Here is a 19173-nt window from a genome sequence, read left to right as displayed (position 1 = left end):
TATGTCTCGCTATCTTACCCAACTGGATGATGAGCTTTGCTGGTTTCCCGACCCCAGCCATGCGCTGGAAGAGCCCAACGGCTTGCTGGCGATCGGCGGGGATCTCTCCCCTGCCAGATTGCTGGCAGCTTATCACAAGGGGATCTTCCCGTGGAATGAACCCCACCAGCCGACCCTGTGGTGGTCACCGGATCCCCGCGGAGTGATCCGCCCAGACCAACTCCATGTGGGACGGACACTGCAGAAGATTATCCGCCGTACCCCATTCGATATTTCCGTCAATCGCGCCTTTAATGAAGTCATTACCGCCTGCGCCGCCCCTCGTCGCACTGCCGATGGCACCTGGATCAGCCAACCCATGATCGAGGCCTACCAGCAGTTGCATCGGCTGGGTCATGCCCACTCTATCGAGATCTGGCAGGAGGGAGAGCTGCAAGCGGGACTGTATGGCCTCTCTATCGGCCGACTGTTTTGCGGTGAATCCATGTTCAGCCGGATTGATAACGGCGCCAAACTTGCCATGGTGGCACTCTGTCGCCACTTCGCCCGCCATCACGGCGCCCTCATCGATTGCCAGATGCAAAACCCGTTTCTGGCGACCCTGGGTATCGAGGAGTGGCCACGGGCCCGTTTTCTGGCTGAGCTGGCGCGCCTTGGCCATCAACCACTGTTGGCTTCCTGCTGGCAAGAGGGGGAGATCAGCTTATGACTGAAGAAGTGATCCTCAAAGTAGGGCTGACTCCCAAGCATCCCTGCAGTTATCTGGACCATGAACAGGAGCAGTTGCTGGTGCTGATGGAACACAATCTGCTCAACGCCAACGGTTACGAGCGATTGTTGACTGCCGGTTTTCGCCGCAGTGGCAACGACATCTATCGTCCCCACTGCCCGGCGTGCCATGCCTGCCAATCCCTTCGAATTCACAGCGAGCGCTTTCGTCCCAGCCGTGGCCAGAAGCGGATCCGCCAGCTCAACAAAGATATCGAGATCGTCCTGAGCTACGACGACAAGCCCGAGTATTACCTGCTCTACGAACGTTATATCCGCGAACGCCACCACGATGGCAGCATGTATCCCCCCAACCGCAGCCAGTATCGTGGGTTTCTCCATTGTGACTGGACCCGCCGCTCTACCTGGAGATGCGCAAAGAGGGCCGCCTTATCGGTGTAGCCACCACAGACCTGCTGCCCCACTCCTTGAGCGCCATGTACACCTTCTTCGATCCTGACTATGCCGATCGCTCCCTGGGCACCTTTGCAATCCTCTGCCAGCTCGATCTGGCCAGGCGAACAGGGCGAAGCTGGCTCTATCTTGGCTATCTGGTAGAGGCGTGCCGCAAGATGAATTACAAGCGCAATTATCTCCCTCACGAGCTGTTAATTCAGGGGGAATGGAAAAATATCGACACCAAGCCCGAGTAAACTTTACACATAGCCTTAAATCCGGCATGATCCAGCGGTTTTTTGTTGTGGCTTATCAAGAGGATTCAATGGCTAAAGAAGACAGTATTGAGATGCAGGGCACTATTCTCGAAACCCTGCCCAATACCATGTTCCGTGTGGAACTGGAGAATGGTCACGTGGTTATCGCTCATATTTCAGGCAAGATGCGCAAAAACTACATTCGTATCCTGACTGGAGACAAAGTAACGGTAGCACTGACTCCCTACGATCTCTCCAAGGGACGTATTGTTTTCCGCTCTCGCTAAGCCAGGAATTCAGCAAAAAACCCCAACCTTTCGGTTGGGGTTTTTTGTCGTTTTCTGATCACTGACGCTTAGTGGGAAACAGCTTCAACATTGACCTGAAAATCAAAGCTGAGGCTGTCATTTACCAACTCAACCTTCACAATTCCCCCGTCAACCAGTGAGCCGAACAGGATCTCATTGGCCAGGGGTTTCTTGAGGTGCTCTTGGATAACCCGACCCATCGGTCTGGCCCCCATGGCTCTGTCATATCCCTTCTCTGCCAACCAGTGGCGGGCACGCTCGGACACCTCGAGAGAGACTCCCTTCGCATCCAGTTGAACCTGCAATTCGACAATGAACTTGTCGACCACCTGATGGATCACCGTCATATCGAGATGGTTGAACCAGATGGTGTGATCAAGCCGGTTACGAAACTCCGGACTGAAGGTCTTGTTGATCACCGCCATGGCATCGTGGCTCAAATCCTGTTGCTGGAAGCCAATCGATTTGCGTTGGGTCTCCTGCACACCGGCGTTGGTAGTCATCACCAAAATGACGTTACGGAAATCCGCCTTGCGCCCGTTGTTATCGGTCAAGGTGCCGTTGTCCATCACCTGCAACAGCAGATTGAATACGTCCGGGTGAGCTTTCTCAATTTCGTCGAGCAACACAACGGAATGAGGATGCTTGATCACCGCATCGGTCAGCAACCCTCCCTGTTCAAAACCGACATAACCGGGAGGCGCGCCAATCAAGCGAGATACGGTATGGCGTTCCATGTACTCGGACATATCAAAGCGCAGCATCTCGACACCCAGCGCCTTGCCCAACTGCTGGGTCACCTCTGTTTTACCAACACCGGTAGGACCGGCAAACAGGAAGCAACCAACCGGGCGACGCTCATTGCCAAGTCCTGAACGAGAGAGGCGAATCGCATCGGTCAGTACCTCGATGGCTTTATCTTGACCAAAGACCACCATCTTCAGATTGCGCTCCAGGTTCTTCAGTACCTCTTTATCCGAGGAAGAAACTGATTTCTCCGGAATGCGGGCGATCTTGGCCACTATGGACTCAATTTCCTGCACATTGATCACTTTCTTGCGCTTGCTCGCGGGCAATAACCGTTGACCGGCGCCCGCCTCGTCTATCACATCGATCGCTTTGTCGGGTAGGTGACGATCATTGATGTACTTGGCAGAGAGCTCGGCAGCTGCACGGATCGCCTTGGCGGTATAGCGTACGCCGTGGTGGGCTTCGTAGCGACTCTTGAGTCCCATCAGGATGCGAGTGGTGTCATCGATAGTCGGCTCGACAATATCGATCTTCTGGAAGCGACGGGCCAACGCACGGTCTTTCTCGAAGATCTGGGCATACTCCTGATAAGTGGTGGATCCCACACAGCGGAGCAAACCATTGGAGAGCAGCGGCTTGATCAGGTTGGCTGCATCCAGCTGACCACCGGATGCCGCACCGGCACCGATGATGGTATGGATCTCGTCGATAAAGAGGATGGCCCCTTCCTGACGCTCAATTTGCTTGAGCAGTACCTTGAGGCGCTTCTCGAAATCCCCACGGTATTTGGTGCCCGCCAGCAGAGAACCCATATCCAGCGAATAGATGGTACTGCCCGCAATCACCTCGGGGACATCCCCCTTGACGATGCGATAGGCCAAGCCTTCTGCAATAGCGGTTTTGCCTACACCCGCTTCACCCACCAGCAGCGGGTTGTTCTTGCGACGACGGCAGAGCACCTGAATGGTACGATTGAGCTCCTGATCACGGCCAATCAGCGGATCGATGCGCCCTTCCAGCACCAGCTGGTTCAGGTTGGTGGCAAAGCTTTCGATCTGGGCGGCCGAAACATCATCATCAGACTCGGGATTGTTATTGCTACCGAGATCCGGCTTGTTATCCTTGCGCACCCCGTGGGAGAGGAAATTGACGACGTCGAGACGGCTGATCTCGGCTTTTTTCAGGAAATAGGCAGCTTGTGACTCCTGCTCACTGAAGATAGCGACCAGCACGTTGGCGCCGCTGACTTCGGTATTGCCGGAGGATTGCACATGGAAGACGGCACGCTGCAACACGCGCTGGAAGCCCAGTGTCGGCTGGGTTTCACGATCTTCATCGTCGCGCGGTATGAGCGGAGTAGTTTGGGTGATGAATGCGCGGATCTCCTTGCGCATCTGCTCGACATCGGCACCACAGGAGCTCAGCGCCTCATGGGCTGAACTGTTATCCAGAAGGGCTAACAACAGGTGCTCGACGGTCATGAATTCGTGGCGCTCGTCACGGGCCAGTTTGAAAGCCTCGTTCAGCGTCTTTTCTAGATCTTTATTCAACATAGGCACCTCCCCTAGTACAGCTACAATGTGGTGTCACACTCGCCATCACGTCATCAGATTCAAGCCTTTTCCATAGTACAGAGCAGTGGATGTTCGTTGTTACGTGCATAGGTGTTGACCTGGACAACCTTGGTTTCGGCGATCTCTGCGGTAAACATGCCGCAGACACCCTTACCACTATAATGCACACTCAGCATGACCTGAGTCGCCTTGTCCAAATCCATACCAAAGAACTTTTGCAGCACCTCCACCACAAACTCCATGGGCGTGTAGTCATCGTTGTTCAACACAACCTTATACATGGGTGGCGGCTGCAGCTTTGTTTTCTCTGCTTCTGCAATCTCTTCATTAGCAAAGAGTTCTTTCTGCTTGCTCATAATCGCGCTTTGGTACCTCTAGATTACTACCGTCTAACACAAGGTTGTCAATAGACTTGTTAACCAGATCACATCAGCTGTTAACAACTTCTTGACTCGCTCAAAAGTTAGACTAGATTGGTTACTTGCTAATCTGTGCCCGTCTGCTATGGGCCCATGTCCCTAGTTATAAAGGGCTGGCGCAGGTTACTCAACGACTTCTGGGTAATCAATAAAAGGATGTAGAAGTATGGCAACCGGCACAGTTAAGTGGTTTAACAACGCAAAAGGATTTGGGTTTATCTGTCCGGAAGGCGGCGGTGAGGATATCTTCGCTCACTACTCCACGATTCAAATGGAGGGCTACAAGACCCTGAAAGCGGGTCAGGCTGTCAATTTTGAACTGCAACAGGGGCCGAAAGGAAATCACGCCTCTGTGATTGTGCCAAACGAAGCACAAAATATGTAAATAACACCCGTTGGATAAATAAAAAACCGGTTCCTCTCTGAGCAACCGGTTTTTTATTGTCAGATTTCTGGCGAATCCTGCCTCCTCACGGGATCACAGGGTTATCACCAGCCATGATCAGTCGTGATATTCACTGCAGGCGATCAGGGTATTTTCCATCAGGCTGGCGACCGTCATCGGGCCCACACCACCGGGTACCGGAGTAATGAAGGAGGCATGGCTGCGCGCCGTCTCAAACTCTACATCCCCGACCAGCGAGCCATCAGCCAGGCGGTTGATGCCCACATCGATCACCAGTGCCCCCGGTTTGATCCACTCCCCAGGGATGAAGTTGGGCTTGCCGACCGCAACAACCAGCAGATCGGCACGGCGTACCTGCTCTTCCAGATCCCGGGTAAAACGGTGACAGGTCGTGGTCGTGCAGCCCGCCAGCAACAATTCGAGGGTCATGGGACGCCCGACGATGTTGGAAGCACCGACCACAACGGCGTGCAAACCATGGGTTTTGACACCGGTGGTCTCGATCAGCGTCATGATCCCTTTCGGAGTGCAGGGGCGCAGCGCCGGAATACGTTGGGCCAGACGGCCGACGTTATACGGGTGAAATCCATCTACATCCTTGTCAGGCTGGATCCGCTCCAGCACCTGAGTGGTATCAAAGTGATCCGGCAACGGCAGCTGAACCAGAATGCCATCTACGTGGCTATCCGCATTCAGCTGATCAATCAGCGCCAGCAGCTCTTCCTGACTGGCAGTGGCACTCAGGTCATAGGAGCGGGAGAGAAAACCCACCTCCTCGCACGCCCGGCGTTTGCTGCCGACATAGACCTGAGAGGCGGGATCCGCCCCCACCAGAATGACTGCCAGCCCTGGAGCCCGTTTCCCTGCCGCCAACCGCTGTTGGACTTGCGCCGCGACCTGGCTGCGAATCGTTTGCGCAACCTGTTTTCCATCTATGATTTTGGCAGACATCGTTCTCCACTCACCATGTGTTCAACTGCCGCGCATTGTCGCATTTTTTTAGCCGGGATGTTAGCGGCAGACGCACGCCAGACCTGTAGCGGGCAATAAGTAGGCACTTGAATTTACTGGGGGAAAAAGTCGTTGACGCTGGCCCTTACGCTTGGCTATGATGCCCGCCCGTTGCCCAGTACGACTCATGTCGATATGCTGGTCAGGGATTTTCGGTGATTAGCGCAGTCCGGTAGCGCATCTGGTTTGGGACCAGAGGGTCAAAGGTTCGAATCCTTTATCACCGACCATGTTCATCGATTCGTCCTTAAGACGTGTTGATACAAAGCGCCCTTAGCTCAGTTGGATAGAGCAACGGCCTTCTAAGCCGTGGGTCGCAGGTTCGAATCCTGCAGGGCGCGCCATTGATGTTCCCCAATCCTTCTGGATTGGCGAGCGTTGATGAAAATTTCAGTGGTGGCTGTAGCTCAGTTGGTAGAGTCCCGGATTGTGATTCCGGTTGTCGTGGGTTCGAGCCCCATCAGCCACCCCATTATTCTGTCGATAATCGCCGCAAGGTGATGTCCATCGACTTGGTGCAGTGACCTTCTGGTCTGCTCCGCGAAAAACCGGCCAAGGCCGGTTTTTTGTTTTGCACTCGACAGCGCCATGCCTTGTCGGCAAGGCATCCTCCAGCTCGATAAACGCGGCTCTGCCCATTTGTCACGATTCGCGCTCCCCGTCGATACACAGCCACACTCCCCCGCACATCAGTCTGCTCGGTTCTTTTTCTGTATTTCCCAAGCGCCATTGATATGCTGATCGCTCTTCCTCTCTCCTGCTTTCCGTTGGAGCTTTTCTATGCAACGCATTCTTTTTGTCGAAGATGATCCCGAGATTGGCCAGCTCATCAGCAGTTGGCTCGGTCGCCACGATATGGACGTGACCCTCGAGCCCAGAGGGGACATGGCACTGGCCCGGGTCGAGGCCGAACAGCCCGATCTGGTGCTGCTCGATATCATGTTGCCGGGGCAAGATGGCATGTCCCTCTGTCGGGATCTGCGGCCGCGCTTCGACGGCCCCATCGTAATGCTCACCTCGCTGGACAGCGACATGAACCAGATCCTGAGTCTGGAGCTGGGCGCCAACGACTACATTCTCAAAACGACGCCACCGCCGGTGCTGCTGGCCCGGTTGCGGGTGCAGTTTCGCCAGCACCAGCAAGCATCAACCCAACCGGCAGCCACCAGCAGCGTTCCACAGCAACTGCAATTTGGTCGGCTGCGGGTGGATGGCCCGGGGCGAGATGTGCGGCTCAATGGCGAGAGCGTTGCCCTCTCGACCGCTGACTTTGATCTGCTGTGGGAGCTCGCCTGTCACGCGGGCCAAATCTTGAGTCGGGAAGCCCTCTTTCGCAGCTTGCGCGGCCGGGAGTACGACGGCCAGGATCGCAGCATGGATGTGGCCATCTCCCGCCTGCGCCGAAAACTGGGTGATAACCCTGACAACCCGACCCGGATCAAGACGGTGCGCCAGAAAGGCTACCTCTTCGTCCCCCACGCCTGGGAATAACCCTCTTTCGGGAGCACCGCCATGCGCCGCCTCTTTATCCAGTTCTATCTGTTACTGATCGGCTGCTTCACCCTCGCCATCCTGCTGGTTGGTGTGGTCTATCAGGTGACCGCCGAACGGGCGAGTGATCGCTATCTCGAACGCATGATGCAGGGCTCTCTTGGCCTGTTGACCGGCGAGTTGGCAAGAACCCCGCCAGAGCGCTGGCCCGATCGGCTGGCCGAGCAGAGCAGTCAGTTTACCCTCCCCCTCAAGATCGGCGAGCTGGTGCGCCAGCCCCTGACCAGCGAGGATCAAGCCTTTCTGGCCGCCGGCAACATTGTCATCGTCGAGGAGGATGACACCTTCCTGCAGCGCATCCCCGATACCGATCGGGTGCTGATTGTCGGCCCTGTACCCTACCTCTCCTACCTGCACGAGCTGCACTGGGTCGATGTGGGGCTGCTGCTGGTGATCGGCCTCTCTCTCGGCCTGCCCATCCTTCTGTGGTTGCGTCCCCACTGGCGCGGCTTGCAACAGTTGGAGCAAACCGCACGTCGCGTAGGTGATGGGGATCTCTCCTGCCGAACCAATCTGCCACCGGGCAGCAGTCTGGCCCGGGTGGGACGCACCTTCGATCAAATGGCGACCCAATTGCAGGCCATGATTGCCAGCCGCAAGCAGCTGACCGATGCCATCGCCCACGAGTTGCGCACCCCGCTGGTCCGGTTGCGCTATCGGCTTGCCATGCTCGATCCTGCCCCTGCCGAGCAGGAGCAGCAGGCGCTGGAGCGAGATCTGGGAGCGCTGGACGCTCTGATCGAAGAGATGCTCACCTACGCCAAGCTGGATAGACCCGAGTTGCCGTTGCAACAGGACGAGCTTGAGCTCAGCCACTGGGCACAAGCGCATCTCGGCGACTGGCAAGCGCTGGCCCCCAAAAAGAAGCTCACCCTCGATCTGCCGCCACGTCACATGCCCTGGTGCGGCGATCAGCGTCTGCTGACGCGCGCGGTAGAGAACCTGATCGGCAATGCCCTGCGCTACGCCGAGAGCGAGGTTACCCTCTCCATCTCGCGGCTGCAGGAGAACTATCTGCTGGAGGTTAGCGATGATGGGCCGGGGATCGATCCCGCGCTGGCGCCCCAGATCTTCGAGCCGTTCGTACGCCTTGATCAGAGCCGGGATCGTCGCACCGGCGGCACCGGGTTGGGGCTGGCCATCGTGCGCAGCATTGCCCGTCATCACGGGGGGGATGTGGCGCTGCTTGCCAGTGACCACGGCGCCCGCTTCTGCCTCACCCTGCCTGTACATTTGGATACAAACCGTCACCAACCGCTCACTGAAGGGCCGCTGCAACCGTCATAGGATGACTGTCATGGAGAACGCTCCATAACATCAACCCGAATAAGGAAATTGAACATGAAAAAGATCATTCCCCTGACCTTGGCTGCCGTCTTCGCCCTCACTTCCGGTTTCACCATGGCGGCCACTCCGACCAAGACAGCCACGCCGCAGGCGACCCAGACCAAGGTGGTGAAAAAACACCATAAAACCACCCACGCCAAGACCCCTGCCGTCAAAGTCGCACCGAAAACCAAGTGATCCAACCGGTCACTGGATAACACAGAGGGAGGCTGACGCCTCCCTTTCCATCTCTTCCCGAAATTTTCCTGACGAGCGCCTCCCTCGTCCAACCGGATCCACGACCCGGCTCCCCCTTTGCGGGAAACGGTCAATGACCACAGGAACATGGCATGTGGCGTCATCTGCTTAAATGGCTCGGCCCCTTGTGTAGCTTGCTGCTGCTCGGCACCGCACTGACCGTGCTGTATCACCTGACTCAGGCATGGCACTGGCACGATATTCGTGTGGCCATCTGGTCCCAACCCCTGCCGCGACTGGCGGGCGCCCTGTTGCTGACCCTGCTCAGTTATGGTTGCCTCTGCAGCTATGACATGCTGGCGCTCCATGCGCTGGGCAAGCGCCTTCCCTGGCAACAGGTCAGCATCACCTCCTTTATCGCCTACACCTTCTCCAACACCCTGGGATTTGCCCTGCTGACCGGCACCTCGGTACGCTATCGGCTCTACTCAGCCCTCGGTCTGGCGACCGGTGAGGTAGCCCGCGTGGTGCTGTTCTGCTCCATCACCTTTTTCCTCGGCCTGCTGGCGTGGGGAGGTGGCGCCCTACTGACCTGCGATGTATCACAGTTGCTGCCTGACTGGCCGCAATGGGCAGATACCCTGCTCAGGCTGGCGGGCGTCATGGCTCTGCTGTTGGTGGCCTGCTACCTCTGCTGGCCCACACACCGTCTCTCCTGGCGCGAACACAGCCTGATCCTGCCCGGCTTCAAGGTTCGTCTGTTGCAGCTGTTGGTCGCGCTGGCCGACTGGATGGCCGCCGCCGCCGTGCTGTTTGTGCTGTTGCCTGCAGATAGCGTCCCCTACCCTGTGCTGCTCAGTGCCTTCGTGCTGGCCAGCTTCCTCGGGGTACTGGCCCACGTGCCGGGCGGGATTGGGGTGTTCGAAGCGAGCATGAGCCTGTTGTTAGCTAACTACCTGCCAACCGACAAGCTGCTCGCCTCGCTGCTGCTCTATCGCTGCATCTATTACCTGCTTCCCTTTCTCTGTGCCCTGCTGCTCTTTGCGAGTCAGGAGATGCTGCAACAAAAAGCACGCTGGCAACGGCTACAGGGGCTGATGAGCGTGGTGCGCGAATTTCTACCAGCCCTCATCAGCATGGGAACCTTCGCCGCCGGCAGCCTGCTGCTCTGCTCGGGGATGATCCCGACCATGCGCAGCCACATCGAAGTGTGGCTGCAGGTGTTACCGCTCCATCTGCTGGAGCTCTCCCACGTGCTCGGCAGCGTGAGTGGTATCCTCCTGATCCTGCTGGCGCGCAGCCTCTATCGCCGTCACGACGCCGCGTTTCGCATCACCCAGCTGCTGCTGGCTCTGGGTATCGCCTTCTCCCTGCTCAAGGGCGGTGACTGGGAGTCTGCCCTGCTGCTCGGCAGCATCCTGCTCATCATGACCCCCTGCCGCTCCCTCTTCTATCGCAAGGGGTCGCTGCTCTATCCCCAGTACACCCCGGGCTGGCTCATCTCGGTCGGCGCCGTGCTGCTGGGGGCGCTGTGGCTGCTGCTCTTCTCCTACCGTCAGGTGGAGTATGACCACGCCCTCTGGTTCCACTTCTCGCCCCACGGCGGGGCTGCCCGCGGCCTGCGCGCCATGGGGAGCGTGGTGGCCGTGCTGGCCGTGGCCGGGGTTGCCCAGCTGCTTGCGCCGCTGCGCGTAGTCGGTGAAAAGCCGGACAAAGAGACGCTGGCGCGCGCCCACGAGCTGGTGGTACGCGAAGGGGGGATCCACGGCTATCTGGCCCAGTTGCAGGACAAGTCCCTGCTGTTCCACTCCGCCGGCGACGCCTTCCTGATGTATGGCATCGAGGGCAACAGCTGGATTGTGATGGGGGATCCGGTCGGTCGCCCCGAGCAGATCGAAGAGCTGCTCTGGCAATTTCGCGAGCGGTGCGACGAGCACGACGCCAATCCGGTCTTTTATCAGGTCTCGGCCCGCTATCTTCCACTCTATCTGGAGCTGGGGCTGATCCCCTTCAAGCTTGGTGAAGAGGCGATGGTCGATCTGGCCACCTTCGATCTGGCGGGCAGCCGGCTGCGCAACCTGCGCCAGAGCCACGCCAAGGGCAAACGGGAAGGGTTGACCTTCGAGGTGGTCGAGGCAAGTGCCGTGGCCCCCCTGCTGCCCAGATTGCAGACCGTCTCCGATACCTGGCTGCAGAGCAAGATGGGCAAGGAGAAGGGCTTCTCGGTCGGCCGCTTCGAGCCTGACTACCTGACCTTGAGCCCGGCTGCGCTGGTGTGGCACGAGGGGCAGATCGTCGGCTTTGCCAACCTCTGGGTGAGCGAAAACAAGGAGACGCTCTCCATCGATCTGATGCGCTACAGCCTAGATACCGGCACAGCTCCCATCATGGATTTTCTCTTTGTCGAGCTGCTGTTGTGGGGCAAGGCGCAAGGGTACGCCAGCTTCAATCTGGGGATGGCCCCCATGTCCGGCTTCAACGATCACCCGCTCGGCAGCTACTGGGCCCGCCTTGGCAATACCTTGTTCGTCCGTGGCAGCCGCTTTTACAACTTCCAGGGGCTCAGACGCTACAAGGAGAAATTTTCGCCCCGCTGGGAACCCCGCTACCTGCTCTGCAGCAGCAAGCTGGTACTGCCCAGAACCCTGACTCACCTGATCACCCTGATTAGCCGCGGCCCGCTGGGGCTGATCAAGAAATAGGAGCATGGCCAATGAGAGCCCTGATATTGCTGTTACTCAGTCTCGTACTGCCCGTTTCGTCTTTTGCGGCGCACGCCGCCCCGGTCAAGGATGACCTGAGCCTGATTGAGCTGCCGGTCAAGCAGCCATCCGACGCCCCCATGGTGATCTTTCTCAGCGGCGATGGCGGCTGGGCAGCCCTCGACAAGGGGTTGAGCGCCCAGTTTCAGCTGCACGGCATACCGGTCGTGGGCTGGAGCTCCCTCACCTACTACTGGAAGAAGAAAACCCCGGAGCAGGTGACCGCCGATCTGGAGCGGATCCTCGACGATTATCAAGCCCGCTGGCAGCGCCCCCGCTGGCTGCTGGTCGGTTTCTCGTTTGGTGCAGAGATTGCCCCCTTCGTCATCAACCGGTTGCCGGAGCACTATCGTCAGGGACTGGTCGGGGCCGTGATGCTCTCCCCCTCTACCAGCTCGGATTTCGAGATCCACGTCAGCGACATGCTGACCCACAAGGCCCGCAGCTACCCGACCGAACCGCAGGTGAAGACCATCCGTGACCTGCCGATGCTCTGCCTGCAAGGAGCCGATGACGATGACGGCGACCGCCTCTGCCCCCGTCTCAACCAGCCCAACGTCACCACCGTCACTCTGCCGGGAGGACACCATTTTGACGATAACTACCCCCAGCTCTATCAGGCCATCACCAAGCTTCTGAACCTGCCCCCGGATCCGCTGACTGTGGAGCATTAATCGGTATCACCACGGAATGCCTTTCAAGTACCGATCAGGGCAAATCAGCGAGCAATGAAAAGGGCCTCTCTTGCGAGAGGCCCTTGTACTGAATTGGGCGGAAACTTTAAAAAGGATCGACCAATAGGTTGGCCGTGGCGTCAAAGTCACCGAGGCTTTTCACTACGATTGCCCAAGCGGTTCAGCCAGATGCTGGGCAATCAACAATGAGGATTTGCAGTCCTATGCTGACAACTGCTCGGGATTGCGCCATAAAACAAAAGCCCTGATGTTTCCATCAGGGCTTTGCAAGTTGGCGGTGAGGGAGGGATTCGAACCCTCACTTTTGTATATCACAGCACAAATATAACCTTTACATTCAATGACTTACGATACCAACATCGTTCATAAAAGCAGCGCGATTGACTCAAGCTATTGCCATGAGATTTTTACATCTTTTATAAAGAGAAATTCTGAAATGTCAAGCACATGCACATGATTTCTGACTATCGGAATCATGTTATCGTTTCCTCTGAATGGCGAATCGATTCACGTCCTCGCGAACTCCTGCTTTGCGGTAACGTTTGGTTAAGGGGCGGGCTTTAGCCCGTCCCAGTGAGCGCAGCGAACGGTTTGAACCAATTGTTACATACGCTGATCTGGTGATTTGTACCAGCCATCAATGGTGGCTTGAATCTGAGCCTTGATATGGGATTCAGTTGGTGGTGCGGTATCTCTAAAAGGAGTTAGGTTCAATGCAGCTCCATCCTCTAGGGCAATTGAGCTCATTTTATGCAACCTCTCCTCGCATGGGTCGCTTATGTGCGTCCAGCGTTCACGGTACAGCTCGCTAACTTTATAGTCGATTGTTATTGAGCAGCTATGGGCAAAGATTTTCCTCTGTTTTTCCCAAAAGTCAGAGTTCTTAAGTTCCGCCACTTCACGTGATGACCAACCCTCTTTTTTCTCTCTAGCCTTGAAGTGATAGTCAACGCACCCATCAACCATTGAATCGCCTAGTGCAAGCGCGCGACTAAACTCAGCTTGCCAGGATTCAAAATTAGGTTCTGGACACTGCAACATCGGAGCGCTGCTTTGGATGCCTTTTCTATATTCTTCTATAAGCCGTAGCTGGACATTTCTATATATTTTACTTGAGGCTGAATTTGCTTGAGTTGTTAGTTCTTCAAGTTTTTTATCTACAAATGTAATGGGCTGAACGAATGTATCATGTAGTTTTTCTGCTACTGCTTGCTGTGCGTCACGCCCAAAAATATTAAATGTGTCGCGACTTTTATTAATAAGAAAGATTGACTCTATAGGTATAGGGGTTTTTCCTAGCAAGGTGAGTCGCTGCTGCTCATAAAGTTGATTCTCAGCCTCACGCAACGCCTTGGCAGTGTCTGCAAGTTGCTCTCTAGAGGTTTGCTCTTTATTTGCCAAGATCTCTAGTGCTTTCTCTGCTTGTTCCTTTTCGTATTTAATGCTGTTTAATCTGTCTTCTAGTCCTTTGCTCTCTGTAGCCAGCTTTGATAAGTTAATTTTGCTCTCTTCAATATCTCGAGCATAGCTGTCCAGTTTTTCTTGCCAACTCGACCTTTCAATTTCCAAGCGTGCTAAATCTTCAGTGAGCTTCTCTTTTTGAAATACGGGCAATACAGTATAAAAATACCCCCATATGACAATCGCTAGCATAGCTACTTGTGAACAATTAGCTGCTATGGTGCTATATTTTGTAGCGCATGATGGGGGAGGTTCCTTTGTTTTTGTGGATTTCTGGAGGACATTAATAAGACGGTCTTCAAGGTCGTCTTTTGAGGTTGTTGCTTTCCCTTTCCGAATTCTTCTTTTAAACGTCATTGTTTTTCTCATAATCAGTTCTGAGACGCGGCTTTGCACGGCAGCCTATGTAACGATTAAGCTAAGGGGCCGGTTTTAGCCGGTCCGAGCGAACGAAGTGAGCGATTTGAGCGCATTGTTAAATGCCGGAAACGATAAGCTTTATGTCATGCCCATTAAATTTGTGTCCGTGCCAGAAATCTATAGCAACAGATACGGACTTGCTGCCATAGCTCTCGCAGTTCGGTTTTCCGGCGAGCAAAGCATTTTTTGTGGATTCGGTGATATTCATGTTTAAGCTTTTTTGAATCAGCGTTTCGGCGAGTGCTAAGAGTATTTCTATTGAAGAGTGGGATCTGCTTGAATCGTTAATGTTGAGTTTGATTTTTAAGATTTTTGCTATGCCTTCTATTCCCTCAACATAATAAGCAATGTTGTCAGGAATAATTTCGCTTCCAAGCTCCACCATTGGGGATGAAGCATGCCATTCATTGTCGAATCGCTTGTTGTAATGTCCGGTTGCAAGGCCTTCGTTAGAGAGGAAATCTTTTGCGATGTATGGTGACCACCCTTCTTCAAAGGGTACTTCATTTACGCTATTTTCGAGTTTTGTCACCTTGCGGATATGCTTAAATGAGTGGATTAGCTGTTTATGCGAAGTAATTTTCTCTCTAGATATGTGGTTCAGCCAGCGCTCAAGCAGAGCTAAGCGGAAATTAAAAAATATAATTGCATATATCTTCGCGGTAAGCCTGAGTTTATTTTCTTTTATCGCGAAAATTAGCCTAACGAACGCTTGCTCGTATGCCGAGTAAACCATCATCATAAAAATAAAAGGAAGATAAAATAGGGTTAGCAGCGGCGGTACGATAAAATCATATACAGTACTTTCTTGGCTAAATTCGTTAAAGTTAGTTATAAGCATGTAGACGGTATATGCAATCACCGTTATGCCAAAAAATATCATTAGCCCATCAAAAAGTTTCTTTACTTGATTGTATTTTTCGTCTGTCTCTGCAATGGCAGATATTCGACCTGTAAGTGCCAATGTAGGAACTAATAGTAGTTCGACCCACAATGGGAAAGCATAGACACTAACGAAAAACTGGATGATTGCGAGAATTTTTAGGTTATCAATGACTGAGTGTTTGAAAAAGCTTTTATCTTTTTTGATTGACTCCAGCTTAAAGAATGACATGAAGCCAACAGCTACAGCCCAAAATATGGTGTTTTTTATTTGTCCGCTGTTCCATAGGTCAGCCTCAAACATCAAATAGACGACCACTCCCATGTAGATGGTCATCAGTATCAGGACTAAAATCATTTTCCCGGAAAGTAAGCTTCTAAAAGATTTCCTAACATCCCTCATCTTTCTGGACGAGAAAATATAAATAGCGATAGCTACCCCCCATAACGCAATAGCTATCTCTCTATTGTTTAAGAAATCCACCGAGCCTCCTCAAGGTATTTAACACCGCATTCAGCGGCTTATCCGCTGCAATGCTTTGTTAGCAACTGATGACCAAAGAGCGCCCAGTAATTCGGACGACCACTCATAAATGTACGAATCATCATCAAGTGCTCTAAGCACCATTTCTGTAATACTGGTGTAGTTTTCCGAGTACCGTTGCTTACATAAATTTGTGAAGTCGAAAAGGTTTTGAATTTCAACTAACTCTCCGCCTTTGAAGTAATCTTCGAACTCACCCTCCATTACTGAAACACATGATGGTGGAGAAAAAATATCGTCCTCCGATAACAACTTAAATTCCAAAAGATACTTTTTTGCTTTTTCGAAGAATTCGGCATCATTGATGGCAGCGCCAAGATGGAGCAAGTAGATTGCGGAGTTCAAACCAACCCAACAAACACCAACTTTATCGAGTATTTCGTCAAGCACATTAATAAATTCTAAACACAAACCTTCATCAATAGAAGATGCTACAATACAAAATGTTATTAACTGTGGCGCACACCCCAAAATGAATTCGTCGTAATCCCTAGATAGTCCAAATGCAGGAGTAATCATTGGCATATATGTGTTTTCTCTTTGCCATTTGAGTAAAAGAGAAGACCAATGCTTAGACTCGCTAATATTTTTACTTAAGCCACATAACAGACTAGTAATAATAGGGATTGCCCATTGACTTCCAAGATATGATTCGAAAACTGTATTCGCAAAGTCCGCTTCAGAATCTTTTGACACCAACTCAACCAATTGGGGTAACATTGCAATATCATTTCGGCTAATTCTAACGAATGAAGATATTGTATTTTTCTTTGATAGTTCCAATGATGCTGCATGCATAAGAAGCTTGGCATGATCTACTCTATGCAACCATAGATCTGTTATTAGCAATTGATACAATGAAATATAATCAACATCATTTCTAACCCTGGCGTGTTGACTGAGAGCATCTTTAATGAGGTCGTTAGCTGAATCAGTACCAACAAGATAAATTCTATAGTTGTTTTTACCGTACTGAGACTCTAGATTTCTTGGGCGACTAGAATTACCACCACCTTGAGCAACAACATGAAAGAAAAATAGTGGCTTTTCAAATGACCTATTCTCTTGGGCATACACTTTCAAGGGGTTGTTAGTCATTCCATTGGTAGCTTTACTTTCAACCTCGAATATAAAAAGTGGAAAACGGTTTCCTTTTTGTGAAAACCAAGCGACATCAACAGCCGGAGATTCACCATATGTGGGCTCATCTACAGGGAATTCTTTCTCTACATGATAGCCAAGAACCGAACCTAATTGCGCTATTCCTTGAATTAGCTGCTTTCCTGCCGGAAGTTTATGATCTGCCATCTAGAGACTAAGTTCCTATTGGGTTGTAACGCCCGCAACACCGGAAAAATTGGAGCGCAGCGGAAATTTTATCCATGTGATTGCGTTTGTTATGCATTTTCATCACTCGGAAGTTTTACTTCCAACTGTGCATTAATGTCGGACACTTTACACTGCATTGTAATATCACTAATGTCACCAATGTTTAATATCAGAGGATCATTTCCTGCAACACCTGTATCAAAAAAAAATCTATATTCTTTTTGATGTTTGTATTCATCTCGCTTTCTAAAAATAGATTCCACTTCTGAGAAAGAGCCATTGAAGCTGGTAGGGTCATAATACTCAACCAACCCAGCATTAATCCCATAATTGTTGGAACTTACTGCTGCTTTAACTCGCTCAATAAATTTAGTTACATTGGTTACTATGACGGCGTACTCGCCAAGATTCTCACATTCTTCAGGGATAGAGATTTGCTTCTTGAAGTCTTCTATCGTTTCTTCAGAAATTTCTTCAAACTCACCACTATGAGCTGCATAAATACAAAAAACATTTAGGTGATCGTGCCAGTTCATCTGAGTCATTACTGGACCAGCAAGATCGGTAATGACTCTGCCATTGATTTCTAGCCGTATTTGATCTGGTTGATGCCAGTCAACAACACCTTCATGTTTATCACCTCGATTGGCTGATTCGTCTTCTTCATATTTTCTAAAAAAAGAAAGCCGATTCGAGAACAATTTTCCTTTTATGAAATCTTCAGCATATTCTTTCTTATCAAATACTTTCACGAAGAAAAATATAGTTCTACTCACCGTAACTCCTTATGATGCATAACGCCAGCGTCACAGGACTAGCGTCAGCGAGTTCCTGTGAACGCAATTGTTAGGCATTACATAAAAATACAGCATCAAGTTCACACTCCTTTCTTTTCATTTCATCCTTAAATTCTTCAGTAGGAGGCATACGTCTTTCTAATCTTGATTTCACCTTATCTTCTGAAAGTGCTCTTTTTATAATTTTATTGCATTCAACATTATCTATAACTTCACTTGCATCACGTACAGGTATCGTTACCATTTTTTTCTGAGAGTCATGAAACAATGCCGTTTTTATTGGATATATTTCATTTAACCCTGCCAACCGTTTATCAAAAGTAACAAAAAATGGAATGAAAAACTTTCCTCTAGAGGTGTCTGATGCCCATGTTTCCATCAGACGAAAAAAGAACATGTCCCAGCTAATGTTTCTTAAGGCTTCTGAAGAACTTCCTGCAAGCCTTATTGATTTTCTCAGGTTCGCAAGAATTGGCACCGCCCCATTGTTCTTAAAGTACAAATACGCAAAGATAGCTTCTCTTAAAGCTATTCCCGCCATCTCTTCATCTAATATTTTAATTATCTTTGTAAACTTTTCTTTGAGATTGCCATTATCACAGTGCTCAATGTGAACAATAGATAGCAATATATAATAAAAGCGCTGCCGTCTCAGTAATTGCTCCTCAAGAGCCTTAGATTCCACAGAGCCAAAATAGAAATTGTTTAGCCTCTCATCTGCAATGTTCAGTGCTTCAGACTGGCCAATTCTAATGTCTATATCATCAATACATTCAACTTTATCTTTTTTTGGTACGGCAGTTGAAAACCGTAGGAAATTTGAAAATGTTCGTCTTATATCGTCCCATCGGTCTTCGACATGTGCAGCGTTCTCAAATAAGTATGGTAAAGCGTCCGTATTTAAATTGTGACCGCGAATATGTTGAAGAGATGATAGAAATGCTCCACGATTATTACCTAAAGGCTTACCTTGAAAAAAAAGATCTATAGTTCCTACGTAGTTTGAGTCCAAAAGTAGCGAATAATCTAAAGGGACCTCAATTTTCGAAGAATCTAAGTGAGCACTAAGAATTTCATTACTAAAAACAAATATATTGGAGCTATCGTAGTATTCCTGAAGAAAAACCCTTGATTTATCCTCAAAGGTTTTCTTTTTTAAATGAAGAGGTAATAGCTTCGATTCGTAACCTTCAACATTTGTTAGAAGTCTAACACCATGCAATGAAGCTCTATGATATTCCCATTGTGAAAACATTCGGAATAGATCTTTCTCTGATATTATTTCTTTGATCAACTTAAATGTCGACTGATCAATAAAC

16 protein-coding genes, 3 tRNA genes and 2 pseudogenes are annotated in these 19173 nt (G+C 51.4%); 12 read left to right on the top strand and 9 right to left on the bottom strand.

The window, feature by feature from the left end; translation table 11 throughout:
- The first annotated feature begins 1 nt into the window (after position 1).
- The 3 genes and pseudogenes from aat to infA all read left to right on the top strand — a co-directional run bounded on the left by aat (position 2) and on the right by infA (position 1708).
- The gene (gene aat / locus ACTG2U_RS01115) at positions 2-709 is read left to right on the top strand and encodes a leucyl/phenylalanyl-tRNA--protein transferase (RefSeq protein WP_042080501.1); all 708 of its coding nucleotides are present in this window, start codon (positions 2-4) and stop codon (positions 707-709) included.
- A pseudogene (locus ACTG2U_RS01110) lies at positions 706-1421 on the top strand (arginyltransferase). Before aat ends, ACTG2U_RS01110 begins: the two are co-directional and overlap by 4 nt.
- Before the next feature lie 68 nt (positions 1422-1489).
- Complete coding sequence (gene infA, locus ACTG2U_RS01105; RefSeq protein WP_005300033.1) at positions 1490-1708, top strand: translation initiation factor IF-1; 219 nt, start codon at positions 1490-1492, stop codon at positions 1706-1708.
- A gap of 68 nt (positions 1709-1776) precedes the next feature.
- On the opposite strand, the gene clpA is transcribed toward infA, so the two are convergent.
- Entirely contained in the window at positions 1777-4032 is a 2256-nt protein-coding gene (clpA, locus tag ACTG2U_RS01100; RefSeq protein ID WP_100653551.1) for an ATP-dependent Clp protease ATP-binding subunit ClpA, read from the bottom strand.
- Positions 4033-4091: 59 nt separating this feature from the next.
- The gene (clpS, locus tag ACTG2U_RS01095) at positions 4092-4409 is read right to left on the bottom strand and encodes an ATP-dependent Clp protease adapter ClpS (RefSeq protein WP_005337111.1); all 318 of its coding nucleotides are present in this window, start codon (positions 4407-4409) and stop codon (positions 4092-4094) included.
- A gap of 229 nt (positions 4410-4638) precedes the next feature.
- On the opposite strand from clpS, the gene cspD reads away from it, so the two are divergent.
- Entirely contained in the window at positions 4639-4857 is a 219-nt protein-coding gene (gene cspD / locus ACTG2U_RS01090) for a cold shock-like protein CspD (protein ID WP_005300025.1), read from the top strand.
- A gap of 117 nt (positions 4858-4974) precedes the next feature.
- Here the strand turns inward: cspD and folD are convergent, their stop codons facing one another.
- Entirely contained in the window at positions 4975-5829 is an 855-nt protein-coding gene (gene folD, locus ACTG2U_RS01085) for a bifunctional methylenetetrahydrofolate dehydrogenase/methenyltetrahydrofolate cyclohydrolase FolD (RefSeq protein WP_005337113.1), read from the bottom strand.
- A 213-nt stretch (positions 5830-6042) separates the two neighbouring features.
- On the opposite strand from folD, the gene ACTG2U_RS01080 reads away from it, so the two are divergent.
- The 8 genes from ACTG2U_RS01080 (at position 6043) to ACTG2U_RS01045 (ending at position 12400) form a co-directional block, all read left to right on the top strand.
- Positions 6043-6119 (top strand) — tRNA-Pro (locus tag ACTG2U_RS01080).
- Positions 6120-6156: 37 nt separating this feature from the next.
- A tRNA-Arg gene (locus ACTG2U_RS01075) sits at positions 6157-6233 on the top strand.
- Positions 6234-6285: 52 nt separating this feature from the next.
- A tRNA-His gene (locus ACTG2U_RS01070) sits at positions 6286-6361 on the top strand.
- A gap of 308 nt (positions 6362-6669) precedes the next feature.
- Positions 6670-7380 carry a two-component system response regulator RstA gene (rstA, locus tag ACTG2U_RS01065; RefSeq protein WP_160880946.1) on the top strand — a complete coding sequence of 237 codons (711 nt, stop codon included), beginning with the start codon at positions 6670-6672 and terminating at the stop codon, positions 7378-7380.
- A 21-nt stretch (positions 7381-7401) separates the two neighbouring features.
- Positions 7402-8727 carry a two-component system sensor histidine kinase RstB gene (gene rstB, locus ACTG2U_RS01060; protein ID WP_439973899.1) on the top strand — a complete coding sequence of 442 codons (1326 nt, stop codon included), beginning with the start codon at positions 7402-7404 and terminating at the stop codon, positions 8725-8727.
- A 54-nt stretch (positions 8728-8781) separates the two neighbouring features.
- Positions 8782-8964 carry a hypothetical protein gene (locus ACTG2U_RS01055; RefSeq protein WP_076494658.1) on the top strand — a complete coding sequence of 61 codons (183 nt, stop codon included), beginning with the start codon at positions 8782-8784 and terminating at the stop codon, positions 8962-8964.
- Between the two features lie 152 nt (positions 8965-9116).
- Positions 9117-11666, top strand: coding sequence for a bifunctional lysylphosphatidylglycerol flippase/synthetase MprF (mprF, locus tag ACTG2U_RS01050; RefSeq protein WP_439973898.1), 2550 nt, complete (start codon positions 9117-9119; stop codon positions 11664-11666).
- 11 nt (positions 11667-11677) lie between these two features.
- A complete protein-coding gene (locus ACTG2U_RS01045; protein WP_335812692.1) occupies positions 11678-12400 on the top strand; it encodes an AcvB/VirJ family lysyl-phosphatidylglycerol hydrolase in 723 nt (240 codons plus the stop codon).
- A 293-nt stretch (positions 12401-12693) separates the two neighbouring features.
- On the opposite strand, the pseudogene ACTG2U_RS01040 reads toward ACTG2U_RS01045, so the two are convergent.
- From ACTG2U_RS01040 to ACTG2U_RS01015, 6 genes and pseudogenes are all read right to left on the bottom strand, one after another.
- A pseudogene (locus ACTG2U_RS01040) lies at positions 12694-12785 on the bottom strand.
- A gap of 239 nt (positions 12786-13024) precedes the next feature.
- Positions 13025-14239: a hypothetical protein gene (locus tag ACTG2U_RS01035; protein ID WP_439973897.1), complete on the bottom strand. Its 1215-nt coding sequence runs from the start codon at positions 14237-14239 to the stop codon at positions 13025-13027.
- Positions 14240-14357: 118 nt separating this feature from the next.
- Complete coding sequence (locus tag ACTG2U_RS01030; RefSeq protein WP_439973896.1) at positions 14358-15668, bottom strand: hypothetical protein; 1311 nt, start codon at positions 15666-15668, stop codon at positions 14358-14360.
- Between the two features lie 30 nt (positions 15669-15698).
- Complete coding sequence (locus ACTG2U_RS01025; protein ID WP_439973895.1) at positions 15699-17036, bottom strand: hypothetical protein; 1338 nt, start codon at positions 17034-17036, stop codon at positions 15699-15701.
- A gap of 89 nt (positions 17037-17125) precedes the next feature.
- Complete coding sequence (locus ACTG2U_RS01020) at positions 17126-17833, bottom strand: hypothetical protein (RefSeq protein WP_439973894.1); 708 nt, start codon at positions 17831-17833, stop codon at positions 17126-17128.
- A gap of 70 nt (positions 17834-17903) precedes the next feature.
- Positions 17904-19109: a hypothetical protein gene (locus tag ACTG2U_RS01015; protein WP_439973893.1), complete on the bottom strand. Its 1206-nt coding sequence runs from the start codon at positions 19107-19109 to the stop codon at positions 17904-17906.
- Positions 19110-19173: the final 64 nt, after the last annotated feature.

This window comes from Aeromonas sp. 95A, assembly GCF_051919235.1.
GTDB classification, from domain to species: Bacteria; Pseudomonadota; Gammaproteobacteria; order Enterobacterales; family Aeromonadaceae; genus Aeromonas; species Aeromonas veronii.
The sequence above is the reverse complement of the archived record's forward strand: the minus strand, read 5'-3'. Positions and strand labels throughout refer to the sequence as shown.